Here is a 16,460-nt window from a genome sequence, read left to right as displayed (position 1 = left end):
AACTATTTGATAGCTTAAGGCGAGTCTCAGCGGTTTCAAGACTCTGCCGGTTCAGGACTCAGCGATATCGCTGGCCTCCAGCCAGGCCTCCTCTGACTCGGCCAGCTCTGCCTCTGCGGCGCTCAGCTCAGCCTGCAGTGCACTGAGCTTCTCCAGGTCCATGGCTTCGGAGGCAACAGCCATCTGCTGGTGAAGCCCGGCCACCTGATCGGAAAGCTTCTCCATCTGCTTCTCCACCCGCTGCATGGTCTTACGCGCCTGCCGCTTATCGGCCTCCGAGTAGGCGGAGGCCTGTCCTGCAGCAGGTGCTCCCGCTGTAGTAGTGCCCGTGCCCGCCGTCGTCGTCGGCTTGGTGCTGGCTGCGCTGACTGAGCCTGGCACCGCGGTGGCTGCTGCACTGGACTGGCCGCGGTAGGTATCGCGAAGTCCGGGTGCTGGTTCTTTGCCCTCGCGGATGCGCAGGTACTGCTCAACTCCCCCGGGCAGGGCGCGGATCTTGCCGTCTCCCAACAGTGCCACCTGATGATCAGTCACACGCTCCAGCAGGTAACGGTCGTGGCTGACCACAATGAGGGTACCGGGCCATCCGTCGAGAAGGTCCTCCATGGCGGCCAAGGTGTCAGTGTCGAGATCATTAGTGGGCTCATCGAGCATGAGCACATTAGGCTCGCCGGTCAGCAGCTTCAACAGCTGCAGTCTGCGCCGCTCACCGCCGGAGAGATCCCCCACCGGTGTCCACTGACGCGCCCGGCTGAAACCCAGGGTCTCCAACAGCTGTGCCCCGGAGAGCTCCTTGCCCCCAACGTCGAAGACGTTCTTGTCCTCGGTCATCACGTCATGGACGCGCATCCCGGCGCGTTCGCGCAGCTCCTCTACCTCCTGAGTGAGGATCGCGGTTTTGACCGTCTTGCCGCGCTTGACCCGGCCGGCGTCCGGTTCAAGCGCGCCATCGAGCAGGCGCAGCAGTGTGGACTTGCCAGCGCCGTTGACCCCGACGACGCCGACCCGCTCCCCCGGACCCAGCCGGAAAGTGACGTCTTCGAAGATCCGGTGGTCGACGTCGCCCGCTCCCCCAGTGTCGGCGGCCGGCTTGGTCACCGTGTAGCTGAGGTTCTCCAGGTCCAGCACGTCTTTGCCCAGCCGGGCGGTGGCCATCTTCTTCAGCTGCACCTCATCGCGGTGCTCCGGGACGTCGTTGATCAGCGCATTGGCGGCATCCACGCGGAACTTGGCTTTGGTGGTGCGGGCCGGTGCGCCGCGGCGCAGCCAGGCAAGCTCTTTTTTCACCAGCTGCTGGCGCTTCTGTTCCTCCACTGCCGCGGCGCGGTCGCGCTCTGCCCTCGCCAGCGTGTAGGCCGCATAGCCGCCTTCAAAATGATCCACGGTCGCATCGTGGACCTCCCAGGTCAGGGTGCAGACCTCGTCCAGGAACCAGCGGTCGTGGGTCACCACCAGGAAGGCGCCTTCATCCCTCCTCCAGCGGGTCTTCAAATGGTTAGCCAACCATGCCACGCCTTCGACGTCGAGGTGGTTGGTGGGCTCATCAAGCATGATCACATCGTGATCAGCCATCAGCAGCTGGGCCAGGGCCACGCGCCGTCGCTGACCTCCGGAAAGCGCACCCACCGGCTGATCCCAGCTGATGCCGCCTTCGCCAGTGCCGCCGTCAATGCCGGGCAGCAGGCCATCCACCACATCGCGCAGGCGCGGGTCTGAGGCCCACTCGTGGTCAGGGAGATCCCCCACCACGGCCTGCCGGACAGTGTCAGCGTGGACCAGGATATCCTGCTGGTCCAGGAACCCCACGGAGACGCCTCCGCGCCAGGTGACGCGGCCGTCGTCGGCCTCCATCTGCTTGGCCAGGATGCGCATCAGGGTGGATTTGCCGTCGCCATTGCGACCCACAATGCCAATGCGATCACCTGAATCGATGCCCAAGGTGATGTTGTCCAAAACGGTGCGGGTGCCGAAGGTGATGGTCAGTCCCTCGGCGCCCATGAGGTGAAGCCCTTGCTGATTAGCCATAGGGCATCAAGCCTACCGGGCGCGCCGCTGCTGGTGGACCGGGCGGCGGCACCGGGTGCGCGCGGGTGTGCCGCTGGTGCGGGATGGAGGCCGCGGTGCACCCACCCCCGCACGGTGTGGACGATTTGCTGCGTGTCAGCGGCCTGGAAGCGCAGCAAATCGTCCACTCGAGATCCCATGGCGCGCAAAGCACAACCGTCCCGACGGCGCTCTGCGGCATCGCCGCCGCACAGGCGGCCTACACTGTGCCAATGACACATGGACACCGCATCCAGGGCTCAGTGATTCTGCGTGAGCTGCTGCCCGAGGACGCAGAGCCTCTGGCTGCGGCCTACATCCGCAACCGATCCCACCTGGCTCCCTGGGAACCGGCACGTGATGATTTCTACTTCACTGCTGCTGGTCAGGCCGAGGATGTGGAGGCCAAGATCGCCGACTGCGAGGCCGGACGGTCACTGCCTTTGATACTGGAAGACGGCGAGCTGATCATCGGCCGGTTCAACATCACTGACATCGTGCGCGGCCCCTTCCTCAGCGGGCATCTGGGGTACTGGGTAGATCAGGCCTATACCGGGCGTGGGATTGCGACGGCGGCTACTCGCCAGGTCCTGTAAATGGCCGCCAATGACGGGCTTCATAGGCTTCAGGCTTCCGTGCTGGTCTATAATCAGGCCTCGCAGACAGTGCTGCGCACGGCGGGGTTCCAGAAGATCGGGCTGGCGGAGAAGTATCTGAAGATTGCTGGGCAGTGGCAGGATCACCTGTTGTTCCAGCGCTTGCTTGACCGGGACTAGGCCTGCGGTCCGCGCATTTCTGCGCCCTGTTCTGAGTAAAACCCAAGCGGCTAAAACCGTGCGAATAACGGACAAAGTGACCACTGAACTTGTGGTGGGGTCAGAAAAGCCGGGTGTGGAAAGGCAACGCAGGGGAGCTGGGGCAGAGAAACTGGGTCAGAGCAGCTGAGCGTGCGCGAACCGACGCACACTCTCCGTGGTGTCCAGCTGATCGATCTGCTCGCGGGTGAACCAGCCGACGTCGCTGACCTCTGCTTCAGCGGCGGTCAGCGGGGCGTCGTCGTCGGCCTCGAGCCGGTACATCAGGTCCATGTGGATATGCTCCTCCGGATCCTTCGGCGAAGGGGGAATCCGCTGTGCCGCCATAGCGAAAGGCGTGGGCAGCTGCATCTCTTTCCTCCCGCCGGCGCCAAGGTCCAGAGTATGAGTTCCGGCATGCCGGGCCCGCACCCCGGTCTCCTCCCAGACCTCACGCAGCGCGGTATCACCGGGGAACTCATCAGGATCCACATGGCCTCCCGGGGGTAGCCACAGCGTCAGGCCACGGTGGAAGATCATCAGCATTCTGCTGCGATCAGCGCTGACCACATATCCGGTGGCGGTGAACTGTTTCTTCAGCTCCGCGGCATCTTCAGTGAGTTCGCCCATCTGCTGGAGTCTATCGGCCCGGGCATCTCTGATGGGCACCGAGTTCAGCGCTGCAGGGGTAACAGGTGACGGGGTCAGTCCTCGCGGAGCTCCCGCCGGGCCTGGCCGATCACCCGGTCACGGCGAAAGATGCGATCCAAATGCTCCAGCTGCGCCTGCACCTCACTCTGTCCGGAGGAGAACACTTCGAGAGTTTCCCGGTAGCGGTCTTCGAAGAGTTGCCACTCCTCTTTGCTCAGCTGCGGGGCTAGCTCGCGGAGTTCCTCCACGGCGCGCTGAGCCTCCGCTCCCTGCGCATGCGCCTCAGCGGTGACATCGGCCAGCAGCTGCAGCACAGCTGCTTGGTCCAGCACCGGCGCAGACTCTCCGCTGAGCCACTTCGGCAGGTGGGCGATCACCATCACCCCGCCCACCAGGAACAGCGCGGCGAAGACCAGACCAAAGACAATTGCGACCGCTTCCATCCCTCCACCCTAGCCTGCAGTTTCGTTAGGCTGGCCGCATGCGCATCACTCATCTGGGCCATTCATGCCTGCTGGTGGAAGCTGCCGGGGCACGAGTTCTCATAGATCCGGGAGCCTTCAGCACCGACTGGCACGGGGTGACCGACCTCGACGCAGTGCTGATCACCCACCAGCACCCCGACCATGTGGATCCCGACCACGCCCCGGCACTGCTGGAGGCCAACCCGCAGGCCCTGGTCTACACCGCCGACGACGTCGCTCAGGCCGTCACGCTCCCCGGTGCCGTGCCGCTGACCCCAGGTGAACAGATTCAGGTTGGAGGCCTGACAATAAACGCTGTCGGGGGTGACCATGCGGTGATCCACGCCGATATCCCGCGAATCCACAACCTGGGCTATGTGCTGCACGCCGAAGGCGAGCCGGTCTTTTTCCATCCCGGGGATTCGCTGCAGGCGGTGCCCGGTGACGCAGCCCCGACGGGTGTGGATGTGCTGGCGCTGCCGATCATGGGGCCCTGGGCTGCCATGAAGGAGCAGGTGGAGTTTGTACGCGCATTGGGTGTGCCAGAAGTCAGTATTCCGATTCACGATGAGCTGCTCTCGGATCGAGGACGTGAACTGTTGAACCGGCAGATCGGCAACCTCACCGGCACTGAGATCGTGTCTCTGCGCGGCGGAGGAAGCCGGGAGTTCTAGCCCGTTGTCCCGGTGAGCTAGTGCCACCCTGGGGGCGGCAAAGACGACGCTTTCTCATCCCTTCCCTGCACAGGCGTAAGGTAGGACCTTGGTGCCGCTTGGATCGGGCGTTGGCCTGGGATGATCCGGCGGCAAAGATTCTGCTGTTTCTGTGGTGAGGTGCTGATGTCTGAAGGTGTGCTGGTGGCTGTCATCATCATCGGAATGGTGGTGCTGGCTACCGCACTTCAGCGGGTCACCGGTATGGGCTTCGCCATGATGCTGGCCCCTTTCCTGGTGGTCATGGTGGGCCCCCACAGTGGAGTCATGCTGGCGAATGTGCTCGGCGGAGTAGCACCGCTTCTGATGCTGCCGATGGTGTGGCGGTATATCGAATGGCGTCGTTTGCTCTGGATCGCCCCGGCCGCGGTGGCGGTCATGCCGCTCTTCGGGTGGATTGCGGCCATCATGCCGCAGGGGCCGCTCTACATTGTGGTGGCCAGCGCGGTGATCATCGGGCTGAGTATCTCCTTGCTGTTCAGCCGCAGCAGCTCTCAGATTGACGGTACCGGGACCCGGCTGCTCACCGGCGTCGGCGCCGGTGCAGGAGTGGTGCTTGCAGGAGTGGGCGGGCCTGCCATGACGGTCTACGCGGTCATCAGCAGGTGGAGCGTGGTCTCGTTCGCCGCAACAATGCAGCCGCTGTGGGTGCTGCTCTCAGTCACGGGTTTGCTGACCAAAGTCGCCTTCAGTGGCAGTGAATTTCCGCAGCTGCCAGTGTGGTTCTGGGTTGGTTCCTTGGCTGCGGTGATCGTGGGCCTGTTTATCGGCACAAAGATCCGCAATCGGGTCAGTGAACGTCTGGTTCGCCGAGTCGTCATTGCCCTGGCATTCCTGGGGGCGGTCCTGTCGCTGGCCACCGGTATCACCACCACCGTCACTGGCTAGAACCTCGGACGGACGTCAGAGCAGGCGGGCACCCAATGCGGGGCCGGTCACCGGGATCGCCCACACCTCGGTACGTTCCTCTAGTCCGGTGGCCAACTGTGCTGCAGCGGCGGCATCCCGAGCCAGGAACACCAGCGTCGGACCGGAACCAGAGACCATGCCCTGCAGCGCGCCTTCGGTCAGTCCAGCATCGAGCATGTCATCGAGGGCCGGAATCATGGAGACTGCAGGGGCCTGCAGGTCGTTAGCCATCAAGGTGGCAATCAGTTCGGCGTCCCCCGCGCTGACTGCGCCTACGAGATCCGCATCCAATTCAGGTGCCTCTGCTTCGATGCCGGCAGCCTCCCGCATGGAGTCCAGCTGCCGGTACACCTCCGGGGTAGACAATCCGGCAGTGGCCGGGACTATGACAAGGTGAAGCTCCCCGTGAGTCAGCAGCGGAGAGAGCTCATCCCCCACGCCCTGACCGACCGCGGCACCACCGAGGATAGCGAAAGGAACATCAGCCCCCAGTTCAGCACCGAGTTCAACCAGCTGTTCCTTGGACAGTCCGGCATCCCACAGCGCGGAGCAGGCCAAGAGTGCTGCGGCAGCGTCCGCGGATCCGCCGCCCATTCCTCCGGCAATAGGGACATTCTTGGTGATGGTCAGGTCAACTCCGTACTGTGGCGGACCCTGAAGCAGTTCACCGGTGGCGTCGCGGCGCGGGAAAGTCAGAGTCGACGCGTCGCGCTGGCGGAGAGTCTCGCGCAGCAGCGCAGCAGCCTTATATGCGAGATTCCGTTCGTCCAACGGGATCTCCGCAGTAACGGTCTCCCCGGTGTCAGGATCAGTGTGTTCCACGCCGGTGAAAGCGGAACGCTCGGAGATGCTGATGGTGATGGCACCGTCTTCCCGCGGAGTTGCCGTGATCTCCTCGTACAGCGAGACCGCAAAGTACAGCGTGGCGACGTCGTGATAGCCATCTTCACGCGGGGGCCCCACACGCAGGCTCAGATTCACTTTGCCCGGTGCCAGGGCGGTCACGTGACCGAAAAATTCGCTGTCTCGCATGTCATCCCACCCTAACGGTGGGCACTGACACGTGCGCCCGACGTCGCCGGCTCACCCCACGTTGCCAGTTCACGCGACACCGTCCTGCCGCTGGCGCAGCGCTGCGGCAATCCGGGCGAAGGCATGGACATCCAAAGTCTCCCCGCGAGCGGAGGGGTCAATGCCGGCCTCCTGCAGTGCCGCAGCGGCGGCATCCCCGGATCCCACCAGCCCTGCCAGTGCGGCGCGCAGGGTTTTGCGCCGCTGTGCGAAGGCAGCGTCCACCACCGCGAAGACCTCTTCGCGGGTCACTTGAGCGGATACCGGTTCGTGCCGGTCAAAGCGCACCAGTCCTGAGGAGATCCGTGGTTCGGGCCAGAAGACCCGTTTGCCGACCACACCGGCCTTGCGCATATGCGTATCCCAGGCAGCTTTGACGCTGGGCACACCATAGATCTTCGACCCGGGGGCAGCAGACATTCGGTCTGCCACTTCTTCCTGGACCATCACCAGGCCCTTACGCAGTGAAGGCAGGATCTGCAGCAGATGCAGCACCACAGGCACCGCTACGTTATAGGGCAGATTCGCCACCAGCACCTCCGGTGCCCCCAGGGAGAGATCGGACTCACCGCTCATTGCCGTGGCATCGGCCCGGGAGCTCTCCCCGCTGATCACCCTCGCATTCAGTGATCCCTCCTGAAGCTTGAGCGCATCCTGCCTGATCACCGTCAGGTTCTGCGCCAGCTCCGGGCGCATGGCGGCCACAGTCTCGGGCAGCTGTGCGGCCAGTTTCGGATCGATCTCTACAGCGGTGACTTTGGCCGCTTCATCCAGCAGCCCCAGAGTCAGTGACCCCAGGCCGGGTCCGACCTCGAGCACATGTTCGGTGCCATCGAGTTCTGCCAAGCTCACAATCCGCCGGATGGTGTTGGGGTCGATCACAAAGTTCTGCCCCCACTGCTTGGTGGGGCGGATCCCCAGGCCATCGGCAAGGTCCCGGATATGGGCTGCACTGAGTAGCTGTGGCAACTGCGGCAGGTCCTGCTTCTGACTTGGCCGGGTCTGGTCTGCGTCGTCGTTTGTCATGGAGTTCATACCCACTGCCCGTAAGCCTGCTGGGTATTGAACATGACCTGCTGGCACAGGGCGGAGAGCTCCGCGCTGCGAACCTCGGCCATCAGCCGCATTGTCTGCGGGATCAGATATGGCGCATTGGGCTGACCGCGGTAGGGATGCGGGGTCAGGAACGGAGCATCAGTCTCCACCAGGATCAGCTGTGGATCCGCGATGCTCAGGGCCTCACGCAGCCCATCGGAGTTTTTGAAGGTCACGGTGCCGGCGAAACTCATGTACCAGCCGTTCTCATTGCAGATCCGGGCGAGCTGCTCATCTCCGGAGAAACAGTGGAAGACCACGGAACGCGGCAGCTCTGGGGCGTCCTTCAAGATGTCGACGACATCCTCATGGGCATCACGGTCATGAATCTGCATGGCCAGTCCACGCTCGGCAGCAACGGCGATGTGGTCACGGAAGCTGCGGTGCTGGGCCGGGCGGCGGGATTCTCGGGTACGGAAGTAGTCCAGGCCGGTTTCGCCGATGGCCACCGTCTCAGGGTCCTGAGCGAGTTCAGCGATACGTGCGAAGGCGTCGTCGTATTCCCCCGCCTCGGCGAGGATGGGTGCATCATTCGGGTGCAGGGCGACGGCGGCCTTGGCGCGTGGCTCCTGCTGAGCGGCGGTCACGGCGAATTCCGAGCTGGCGACGTCGTAGCCCACCAGCACCGCGCCAGTGACACCCACAGCTTCTGCAGTATCCAGATGCTCTTGGACGGTGACCCGGACCAGCCCATCGCGGAAGTCAAGGTGCGCGTGGTTGTCAATCACTGGGACCGGCAGCGGCTCGGGGGCGGGGGGATATTCCAGGCGGCGCTTCTTACCGGATTTCTCCTCCGCCTGGCTGCGGCGGGGAGCCTCCTGACCGGATTCGCCCACGCCGTTGAGCGCTGCGCGCTCTGTCGCGGCGGATTCAATCTGGGGCTGCGTATGGTCTGCGGTGCCGGGCGCAGTAGCACTAGGCGTATAGACCGGGGGCGTCTGGCCGGGAGTCACACTCTTGCTGCTCATCAACAGGTTAGTCTAGTGCGCCCCGGCCAGAGCTTAGGTGTCAGGCCCGCGGATCCACCAGAATCTTCACGTGGTGTTCGGTGTTGTTGATCAGTTCGTCGAAACCTTCGCTGACCAGCGCATCGAGCCCGATACGACCAGTGATGAAGGGTTCGAGGTTGATCTTGCCCTGTTCGACCAGTTCGATAACGCGCGGATGATCATGCGCATATCCGATAGTTCCCACCAGCTGGAGTTCCTTCAGCACCAGATTCGGCAGGTCAACTGTGGGCTTGTGGCCCCAGATGGAGACATTGACGATGACCCCCGCGGGCCTGACCGCGTCAATGAGCATGTCCAAGACCGGCTCTGCCGACGAACATTCGAATCCCACATCGGCCCCGGCGCCGTCGGTGAGGCGGCGGACCTCATCAGCTACATCGACCTCACGTGGGTCGAAGACCTGGTCGGCAACCCCGGTTTCCCGAGCCTTGGCTTTGCGCGCCTCAGACAGCTCGGAGATATATACAGTAAGGCCTTCGGCCTTCAGGACTGCTGCTGTCAGCAGGCCGATAGGCCCAGCACCGCCGACAATGGCGACGTCGCCAGCCTTGGCGCGGGACTGGACGAAAGCGTGGTGTCCCACTGCCAACGGTTCGATCAGTGCGGCCTGGTCCAGGCCCACGTGGGAGGCGATGGGGTGCACCCATCGGCGCTCCACGACTACCTTCTCACTCAGTCCGCCGCCCCGGCCGCCCAGACCGATAAAGTTCATGTTGGGGCTGAGCTGATAATTCACCTCCGGATTATCCGAGGGCACATCATCACTGATGATGTACGGCTCAACTACGACATTCTGGCCCGGTTCGAGGTCATTGATGTCATCAGCCACTGCGGTGACGGTGCCGGAGAACTCGTGTCCCATGGTCACCGGCGCTGATTCCCCGGAGATCGGGTGCGGATGTCCTGCAGGCGGGATGAAGATAGGTCCTTCCAGATATTCGTGCAGGTCTGTGCCGCAGATGCCGCACCAGGCGACATCGATGGCGACGTGTCCTGGCTTGAGCTCCGGGGCCTCGACGTCTTCGATGCGGATATCTTTGCGGTCGTAGTAACGGGCTGCTCGCATAGTGTTCCCTCCAATAGGTGGACTCCCCCTCCGCAGGGCCCACCATACTGGGCGCGGAAGCAGAGGCACAGGGTTGGTGCCCCCTGCCGCGCGTTAGTGCAGATCTGAGGTGCAGGTCTAGGCCGGGCTCCCGGCCTGCAACACGTTTCGCAGGGGCTCCCCCGCCAGATAGGCCCGCACATTGGCTTCAATGAGTCGCGCAGCATCCAGCGGCCGACCCCCGGCAGCGTGTGGGGTGATGATGATGCCCGGTTCATCCCACAGCGGCGAATCACTCGGCAGCGGCTCGGGGTCGGTGACATCGAGTGCAGCACCAGCCAGCTTGCCTTCTCGTACTGCTTCGAGCAGGGCCTGCTGATCGATTGCCGTGCCGCGCCCTACGTTGACTACCCAGGAGCGGGCCGGCAGCAGGGCAAGCCTGTGGGCGTTGAGGGCATGGTGTGTGGAATCACTTCCGGGGAGGATCATCACCAGTACATCAGTGCGCTTCAGCTCCTCCTCAAGTCCCTCAGCCGCGACGACCCTGACGCCGTTCTCGGTCCGTGGGCGGCGCGCCGCGCCGGTGACTGTAGCGCCGAGGGCCTGTAAGTGTCCGGTCAGTTCGCGGGCAATATTGCCGTAGCCCCAGATCAGCACTCGCGCGCCGCGCAGTGTGGTCACGGCGTGGGGGTCATATTCGGGCTGCAGTCCGCCGAGCTCAGTTGCCCAGCGGCGTTCCTGCTGGGCGCGGACCGCCAGGTGCACTCGGCGCAGACCGGCGAGAATCAGCCCCAGGGTGTGCTCGGCGACGGGCTTGTCATGCAGGCCGCTGCCGCCAGTGACCAGCACGTGGTCGGGGGCCTGTGCCAGGACGTGATTGGGTCCGGCCGATAGGCTCTGGACCCAGCGCAGCGCGGGGAGCTGCGCGAGGGTCTGTGCTACTAGCGGAGCCGGCGTCCCCCATTCCACGATCACTTCGGCGTCGCGGTGCTCTTCAGGGATGGTGCCGCGAAGATCGAGGCTGACGAACTCGGCTCCGTCAATGCTGATCATTGGGAGTTCCTGATCAGCTGGCAGCAGGACCTTCACAGGACGACCTTCCATCTAGGCGTAGAGTTCCTCGACGGCCTCAGCGAAGTCCTTGATGACTTTCTGCCGCTGGAGCTTCATGGATGGGGTGAGGTGCCCGGACTCTTCTGAGAGCTCAGTGTCCAGCAGGGTGAACTTCCGGATCGACTCCGCGCGGGAGACTTTCTCATTGGCCGCATCCACTGCCGCCTGTGCCTCGGATCTCAGCGCACCCCGGGCCGCCGGATCAGCCAGCGCTTCAGACATGCTGAGCTCACCGAAACCGTGCTCAGCGGCCCAGCCCGGTATGCCTTCTGGGTCCAGGGTCACCAGTGCCGCCACGAACGGCCGCTCATCGCCGACGACGACCACCTGGCTGATCAGCGGATGGGCACGCACTGCCTCCTCCAATGGCGTCGGGTAGACGTTCTTGCCACCGGCAGTGACGATCAGCTCTTTTTTGCGTCCGGTGATGGAGAGGTATCCATCAGCATCCAGGGATCCGAGGTCACCGGAACGGAACCAACCGTCATCGTCGAACGCTTCAGCGGTGGCGTCGTCGTTGTTGTGGTAGCCGTCGAAGACCACTGAGCCCTTCAGCAGGATCTCGCCGTCCTCGGCAATCCGCACTGCATGACCGGGCACCGGCAGACCCACGGTTCCCATCCGGGTGGCCCCGGGGATATTCAAAGTGATCGGCGCGGTGGACTCGGTCAGCCCGTATCCTTCCTGCAGCGGCACGCCGATGCCGGTGAAGAAGTAGCCGATCTCCTGGTTCAGCGGGGATGCTCCGGAGACGATGTAGCGCACATTGCCGCCCAGCAGCGCGTGCAGCTTGGAGTACACCAGCACGGAGAACAGTTTGTGCTTAGCCTTCAGCGACGTCGAAGGGCCAGGGCCGACACCGTGAGCTGCAGCCTCTGCCGCCTTGGCGTATTCGATGGCGGTGTTCTTCGCGGCATCAAAGATCTTGCCCTTGCCTTCTGCGTGGGCTTTGGCCGAGGCCGAGTTGTAGACCTTCTCGAACACCCGCGGGACCGCCAGCAGCCAGGTAGGCCGATACGAGCCGAGATCCTCCAGCAGTGTGGCGGTGTCACCGGTATGGGCCACCTGGACACCTTGGTGCAGACACGTCAGCTGCACGGCACGGGCCAGCACGTGGGCCAGCGGGAGGAACAGCAGCGTGCGGGATTCGCCTTCACCGAGAATCGCCTCAGCAAAGGGCAGCAGGTTTGCGGCGCCTTCGGCAAGGTTCCGGTGTGTGATGCGCACGCCCTTAGGCTTCCCGGTGGTGCCGGAGGTATAGACCAAGGTGGCGACGTCGTCTGCTCCTGCCGTTGAGCGGGCGGCTTCCAGCTGCTGGTCAGTGACGTTCTCCCCGTGGGCGGCTACCGCCTGCAGAGCGGCAGGGCCGCTCATGCTCAGGATCTTGGCGTCAGCATCCTCCCAGCCGGCGGTCTGCGCGGCGGCCTGGGCCCGGTCCCTGAGGTCTGCGTCGCCGATGAACAGCAGCTTCGCCTCGGAGTCCGCCAGCAGCTGGCCGACCTGGTGGGCGGAGCTGGTCTCATAGATGGGAACCGACACTGCGCCGGCGAACCAGATGGCCTGGTCCAGAACGGCCCAGGAATAACTGGTGGCTGACATGACCGCCACTCGATCCCCAGGGGCCACCCCGAGCCCGATGAGTCCCTTGGCGACCGCTCGGACTTCGGTGAGGAAAGCTGAGATGGACACGTCCAACCAGCCGCCGCTGCCGTTGCGCACCGCGTAGACAGTGTGCCGGGGACTCCTGTGCGCTAAGTCCAGGACACCGTCGGTGACGTTGACATCGTCGGCGATACGCACCAGATGTTCATGAGCGGACTCGTGGACCGATGCAGTGTCAGTTTCGCGGGCTGCGGGGCGGGGCTCAGTAGTCACGCCGCCAGTCTAATGTACGTACTAGTCGGTAACTTGGCCTGGGCTTGAGGTCAGCGCTGTTTGAGCTTCTGAGCTGCGTCATAAAGCTCGCTGGCAGAAATGCCGTGGCTGGTACCGAGTTCTTTGGCCACGGTTTTGAGTTTTTCTCCAGCCGCCGCACGCTCCAGGACGACGCCGGCCAGCTCGTCCACAGTGGGCGCAGGTTCATCTTCCCGGTCGCCGGCGGCTGCTCCGGCGATGACCAGCACGAACTCTCCTTTGAGCCCTCCGGGTGTTTCCGCCCGCTCGGCCAGCTGCTGAGCCAGTTCACCGAGGGTCCCGCGCAGCACCTCTTCGTATTTCTTGGTCAGCTCACGGGCGACGGCGGCCCTGCGGTTCTCCCCGAGCCCCTCGGCCAGCTCAGCGGTCACTGCAGCCACCCGGTGCGGTGACTCGAAAAGCACCGTGGTCCAGTCTTCACTGCGCAGCCGCAGGATCAGCTGCTGTTTGTCACTGTGCTTACGCGGGATGAATCCGGCGAAGGTGAAACGGTCAGTGGGCAGCCCGGACAGCGCCAGCGCTGTAGTGACTGCTGATGCTCCCGGGGCCACGGTGACTCCCACCCCGGCGTCGATGGCTGCGGCAGTCAACCTGAAACCCGGATCGGAGACTGCGGGCATCCCGGCATCGGAGACCATCAGAATGCGCGCCCCAGGCCGTGCTTGTTCGATCAGTTCTGCAGAGCGAGAGGCCTCATTGTGCTCGTGCAGGCTCACCAGCGTGGCGCTGCTGCGCAAGCCCAGCGCGCTGATCAGGTGACGGGTGCGCCGGGTATCTTCGCAGGCGATGATCTCCGCAGAGCTGATCAGCTGCTTCAGCCGGTCGGTGGCATCGGCGAGGTTCCCAATCGGAGTGGCTGCGAGCACGATCGGAGCATCCCATAGCCCTTCAGCTTCTGCCTGTTGAGTCATATCGCCCTTACCCGCCTGTTCTGCCGTGCCCGTGGAGTGCTGCCCGGATAGCATACCGAGAGTGACCTCCGCTGACTCCCCTGCCGCGACCGCCACCGACCGCCGTGCCCTATGGGAGCAGCGACTGGGTGCCGTTGCCTACTCGCCGGGCCTGTGGGGGTGGCTGATTCCGGCAGTGGTGACCGTCTTCGCCGGCATCCTGCGGCTGCGGGAATTAGGCAATCCGCACGCGCTGGTCTTCGATGAGACCTACTACGCGAAGGATGCCTACGCGCTGCTTAGGTCAGGCTATGAGCTGGTGTGGCCGGAAGAGGCCAATGACGCTTGGATAGCCGGGGACCCGCAGCCCAGTGATGAGGGCTCCTATGTAGTCCACCCGCCGCTGGGTAAATGGCTGATCGCCATCGGGATTCGGCTCTTCGGTGTGGACTCCGCGCTGGGTTGGCGGTTCTCCGCCGCTATCGCGGGCACCCTGAGCGTGCTGCTGATTGCGCTGATCGCTCAGCGGATGTTCCGCTCAGTGTTCTTAGGGGGCTTCGCTGGCCTGCTGACCGCTATTGAGGGCCACCACCTGGTCCTTTCGCGGATTGCCATGCTGGATATCTTCCTGATGCTGTTCGTCCTGGCCGCCTTCGGAGCGCTGCTGATGGACCGCTACAGCTCACGACGACGCCTGGCGGACTGGGCTGCCCAGGTTGAAGACCCGGCTCAGCTCCGAAATGGCCCCTGGATGTGGTGGCGTCCCTGGCAATTGGTAGCTGCTGTGCTGCTGGGCTGCGCGGTGGCGGTGAAACTCTCGGCACTGGCGTTCCTGGCAGTGTTCGGGGTGATGGTTGTGCTGTGGGATCTGCAGGCCCGACGCACGGTGGGCATTACCTCCTGGCTGAGCAGCGGACTGCTGCGCAATGGTGTGCCGGCTGTGGTGACGGTGCTGCCGATTGCGCTGGTGACCTATGTGGCCTCCTGGAGCGGTTGGCTGGCGACAACTGGTGGATGGGGACGACTATGGCACCAGGAGAACCCGGCTACCGGCCTGGGCACACTGGTGCCAGGACCGCTGCGTTCACTGTGGAACTATCACACCTCTGCCACCGATTTTCATGCCGGCCTGGATTCTGGTCATGAGTACGCTTCAAATCCCTGGACCTGGTTGTTTATGGGCAGGCCGGTCTCAGTCCATTACCGCAGCATCTCCGAGGGAGAGACCTATGCGGACACCGGGGAGCTCTGCCAGGTCCAGACGTGTTCCTCGGCGGTGCTGGACTTAGCCAATCCGCTGATCTGGTGGACCGGGCTCCTGGCGCTCATCGTGGTGATCGCCCTGTGGCTGGGGCGCCGCGACTGGCGTTACGGTGCAATTCTCTCTGGCTATCTGGCCGGCTATGCCGTGTGGCTGCTGTTCCCGGACCGCACCATGTTCTTCTTCTACACCATCAGCTTCCACCCCTTTGTGATCCTGGCGATCACCGTGCTGGCCGCGCTGGTCTTGAGAATGGGTACCTCCGCCACCGGCGCCGATGGCTCCCCCCGCAGCCAACTGGCGATCACCACCGCCAGACAACGCAATACGGTGCTGGTGCTGTGCTTTGTCCTGCTGGCGGTGGCGGTGAGCGTCTTCTTCTGGCCTATCTGGACCGCAGAGCTGATCCCGTATGACCAGTGGCGGATGCGGATGTGGATCCAGTCATGGATCTAGGAGGCCAGCAGTGAGCGATGCTGTCCAAGAGCAGAAACAGCAGGTACGACGGCGCCTGCGTGCTTCCCGCTCGCAGCTGAGCCCTCAGGAGATCGCCCGGCGCGGGCTCATGCTCCGCGATGCTCTGCAGGCCCATATCAACCCACAGGCCGTGGTGGCCGGATACGTCCCATTTCCCGGTGAGCCCGATGTCATGCCGTTTCTGCACGCACATTCTGGTCTTTACGGGACGGTATACCTGCCGATGATTGACTCAACCGGCAGCCGCAAACTGCGCTGGGGCTGGTGGAATCCTGGCATCGCTCTGCAACCCGGCGCCTTGATTCCGGTCATGGAGCCAGCCGATGATTGCCCCGGAAGTCTCGATGACCTCGCTGCCCAGGCTGCCCAGCTGCACCTGGACGCTCATGACCCCTGGCGTAGTCCATTGCTGCCGGAACCGACCGATCCCCCAGCGCAGCTGGTGATCCTGGTGCCTGCCCTGGCCATCGACACCAATGGTGCCCGAATGGGTCAGGGCGGCGGCTTCTACGACACCACCCTGGCTGGACTGGACCAGCTCATCGCCGAGCATCCGGGCCTGCGGTGCGAGGTGATCGCCGTGGTGCATTCCGGAGAAGTTCTTGATCCTGGATCCTTCCCGGTGGAGGACCACGATCTGCGCGTCTCGCAGGCTGCCACGGAGTACCGGGTTTTCACCCTATAATTGGCACTCGAAACAATCGAGTGCTAACCCTTTTGGAGAAGGAATGCCCACCTACGCCTACCAGTGCAAGGACTGCGCCCACGCCTTCGACATCGTGCAGGCCTTCAGCGAAGATTCTCTGACAGTCTGCCCTGAATGCCAGGGAACCCTGCGCAAGAAGTTCGGCAACGTGGGCGTGACCTTCAAGGGCTCGGGCTTCTACCGCACGGATTCGCGCGGAAGTTCCAGCTCCAGCACCGCCAACTCCACCACCTCAAGCTCAGCCAGCTCGAACTCCACCTCCGGTTCATCGAGCTCCGGTTCCTCGGCCTCCGGCACGTCTAGC

The 16,460-nt window shown here is 63.8% G+C and carries 17 protein-coding genes; 7 read left to right on the top strand and 10 right to left on the bottom strand.

Translation table 11 applies throughout. The features are described 5' to 3' along the window. Positions 1–51 precede the first annotated feature (51 nt). Positions 52–2,025: an ABC-F family ATP-binding cassette domain-containing protein gene (locus TX78_RS10855; RefSeq protein WP_044496204.1), complete on the bottom strand. Its 1,974-nt coding sequence runs from the start codon at positions 2,023–2,025 to the stop codon at positions 52–54. A 251-nt stretch (positions 2,026–2,276) separates the two neighbouring features. Here TX78_RS10855 and TX78_RS10850 point away from each other — a divergent pair, with 251 nt between their 5' ends. After that, positions 2,277–2,639: a GNAT family N-acetyltransferase gene (locus TX78_RS10850; RefSeq protein WP_324603324.1), complete on the top strand. Its 363-nt coding sequence runs from the start codon at positions 2,277–2,279 to the stop codon at positions 2,637–2,639. Beyond that, the gene (locus tag TX78_RS14540) at positions 2,640–2,819 is read left to right on the top strand and encodes a GNAT family N-acetyltransferase (protein WP_324603323.1); all 180 of its coding nucleotides are present in this window, start codon (positions 2,640–2,642) and stop codon (positions 2,817–2,819) included. Between the two features lie 156 nt (positions 2,820–2,975). Here TX78_RS14540 and TX78_RS12825 read toward each other — a convergent pair whose 3' ends face one another. Both TX78_RS12825 and TX78_RS10840 read right to left on the bottom strand, forming a co-directional pair. Further along, entirely contained in the window at positions 2,976–3,467 is a 492-nt protein-coding gene (locus TX78_RS12825; RefSeq protein ID WP_049897846.1) for an NUDIX hydrolase, read from the bottom strand. 74 nt (positions 3,468–3,541) lie between these two features. Next, positions 3,542–3,931: a hypothetical protein gene (locus tag TX78_RS10840; RefSeq protein ID WP_044496203.1), complete on the bottom strand. Its 390-nt coding sequence runs from the start codon at positions 3,929–3,931 to the stop codon at positions 3,542–3,544. Between the two features lie 38 nt (positions 3,932–3,969). On the opposite strand from TX78_RS10840, the gene TX78_RS10835 reads away from it, so the two are divergent. Together TX78_RS10835 and TX78_RS10830 are read left to right on the top strand one after the other, a co-directional pair. Next, a complete protein-coding gene (locus TX78_RS10835; protein WP_044496201.1) occupies positions 3,970–4,626 on the top strand; it encodes an MBL fold metallo-hydrolase in 657 nt (218 codons plus the stop codon). A gap of 165 nt (positions 4,627–4,791) precedes the next feature. Next, positions 4,792–5,553 (top strand): sulfite exporter TauE/SafE family protein, encoded by a 762-nt coding sequence (locus tag TX78_RS10830; protein ID WP_044496200.1) that lies wholly within the window; start codon positions 4,792–4,794, stop codon positions 5,551–5,553. Positions 5,554–5,568: 15 nt separating this feature from the next. Here TX78_RS10830 and TX78_RS10825 read toward each other — a convergent pair whose 3' ends face one another. The 7 genes from TX78_RS10825 to rsmI all read right to left on the bottom strand — a co-directional run bounded on the left by TX78_RS10825 (position 5,569) and on the right by rsmI (position 13,787). Beyond that, a complete protein-coding gene (locus TX78_RS10825; RefSeq protein ID WP_044496199.1) occupies positions 5,569–6,606 on the bottom strand; it encodes a 4-(cytidine 5'-diphospho)-2-C-methyl-D-erythritol kinase in 1,038 nt (345 codons plus the stop codon). A gap of 69 nt (positions 6,607–6,675) precedes the next feature. Continuing rightward, positions 6,676–7,671, bottom strand: a complete 996-nt coding sequence (rsmA, locus tag TX78_RS10820) for a 16S rRNA (adenine(1518)-N(6)/adenine(1519)-N(6))-dimethyltransferase RsmA (protein ID WP_081652775.1) — start codon at positions 7,669–7,671, stop codon at positions 6,676–6,678. A 5-nt stretch (positions 7,672–7,676) separates the two neighbouring features. Next, entirely contained in the window at positions 7,677–8,576 is a 900-nt protein-coding gene (locus TX78_RS10815; protein WP_044496294.1) for a TatD family hydrolase, read from the bottom strand. Between the two features lie 172 nt (positions 8,577–8,748). Beyond that, positions 8,749–9,816: a 2,3-butanediol dehydrogenase gene (locus tag TX78_RS10810; RefSeq protein WP_044496198.1), complete on the bottom strand. Its 1,068-nt coding sequence runs from the start codon at positions 9,814–9,816 to the stop codon at positions 8,749–8,751. Between the two features lie 117 nt (positions 9,817–9,933). Continuing rightward, positions 9,934–10,848, bottom strand: coding sequence for an NAD(P)-dependent oxidoreductase (locus tag TX78_RS10805; protein ID WP_233722252.1), 915 nt, complete (start codon positions 10,846–10,848; stop codon positions 9,934–9,936). Positions 10,849–10,899: 51 nt separating this feature from the next. Continuing rightward, positions 10,900–12,783 (bottom strand): AMP-dependent synthetase/ligase, encoded by a 1,884-nt coding sequence (locus TX78_RS10800; RefSeq protein WP_044496196.1) that lies wholly within the window; start codon positions 12,781–12,783, stop codon positions 10,900–10,902. A gap of 50 nt (positions 12,784–12,833) precedes the next feature. Beyond that, on the bottom strand, positions 12,834–13,787 hold the full coding sequence (gene rsmI, locus TX78_RS10795; protein ID WP_233722251.1) for a 16S rRNA (cytidine(1402)-2'-O)-methyltransferase: 954 nt from the start codon (positions 13,785–13,787) through the stop codon (positions 12,834–12,836). A 7-nt stretch (positions 13,788–13,794) separates the two neighbouring features. Here rsmI and TX78_RS10790 point away from each other — a divergent pair, with 7 nt between their 5' ends. From TX78_RS10790 to TX78_RS13355, 3 genes are all read left to right on the top strand, one after another. Then, positions 13,795–15,429 carry a dolichyl-phosphate-mannose--protein mannosyltransferase gene (locus TX78_RS10790; protein WP_044496195.1) on the top strand — a complete coding sequence of 545 codons (1,635 nt, stop codon included), beginning with the start codon at positions 13,795–13,797 and terminating at the stop codon, positions 15,427–15,429. Positions 15,430–15,439: 10 nt separating this feature from the next. Next, positions 15,440–16,135 carry a 5-formyltetrahydrofolate cyclo-ligase gene (locus TX78_RS12820; protein WP_049897844.1) on the top strand — a complete coding sequence of 232 codons (696 nt, stop codon included), beginning with the start codon at positions 15,440–15,442 and terminating at the stop codon, positions 16,133–16,135. 43 nt (positions 16,136–16,178) lie between these two features. Then, positions 16,179–16,460: FmdB family zinc ribbon protein (locus tag TX78_RS13355; protein ID WP_081652765.1), on the top strand; the 282-nt coding region annotated here is incomplete at its 3' end.

It is taken from the genome of Nesterenkonia massiliensis (genome assembly GCF_000455245.1).
Taxonomy (GTDB): Bacteria; Actinomycetota; Actinomycetes; order Actinomycetales; family Micrococcaceae; genus Nesterenkonia; species Nesterenkonia rhizosphaerae.
The sequence above is the reverse complement of the archived record's forward strand: the minus strand, read 5'-3'. Positions and strand labels throughout refer to the sequence as shown.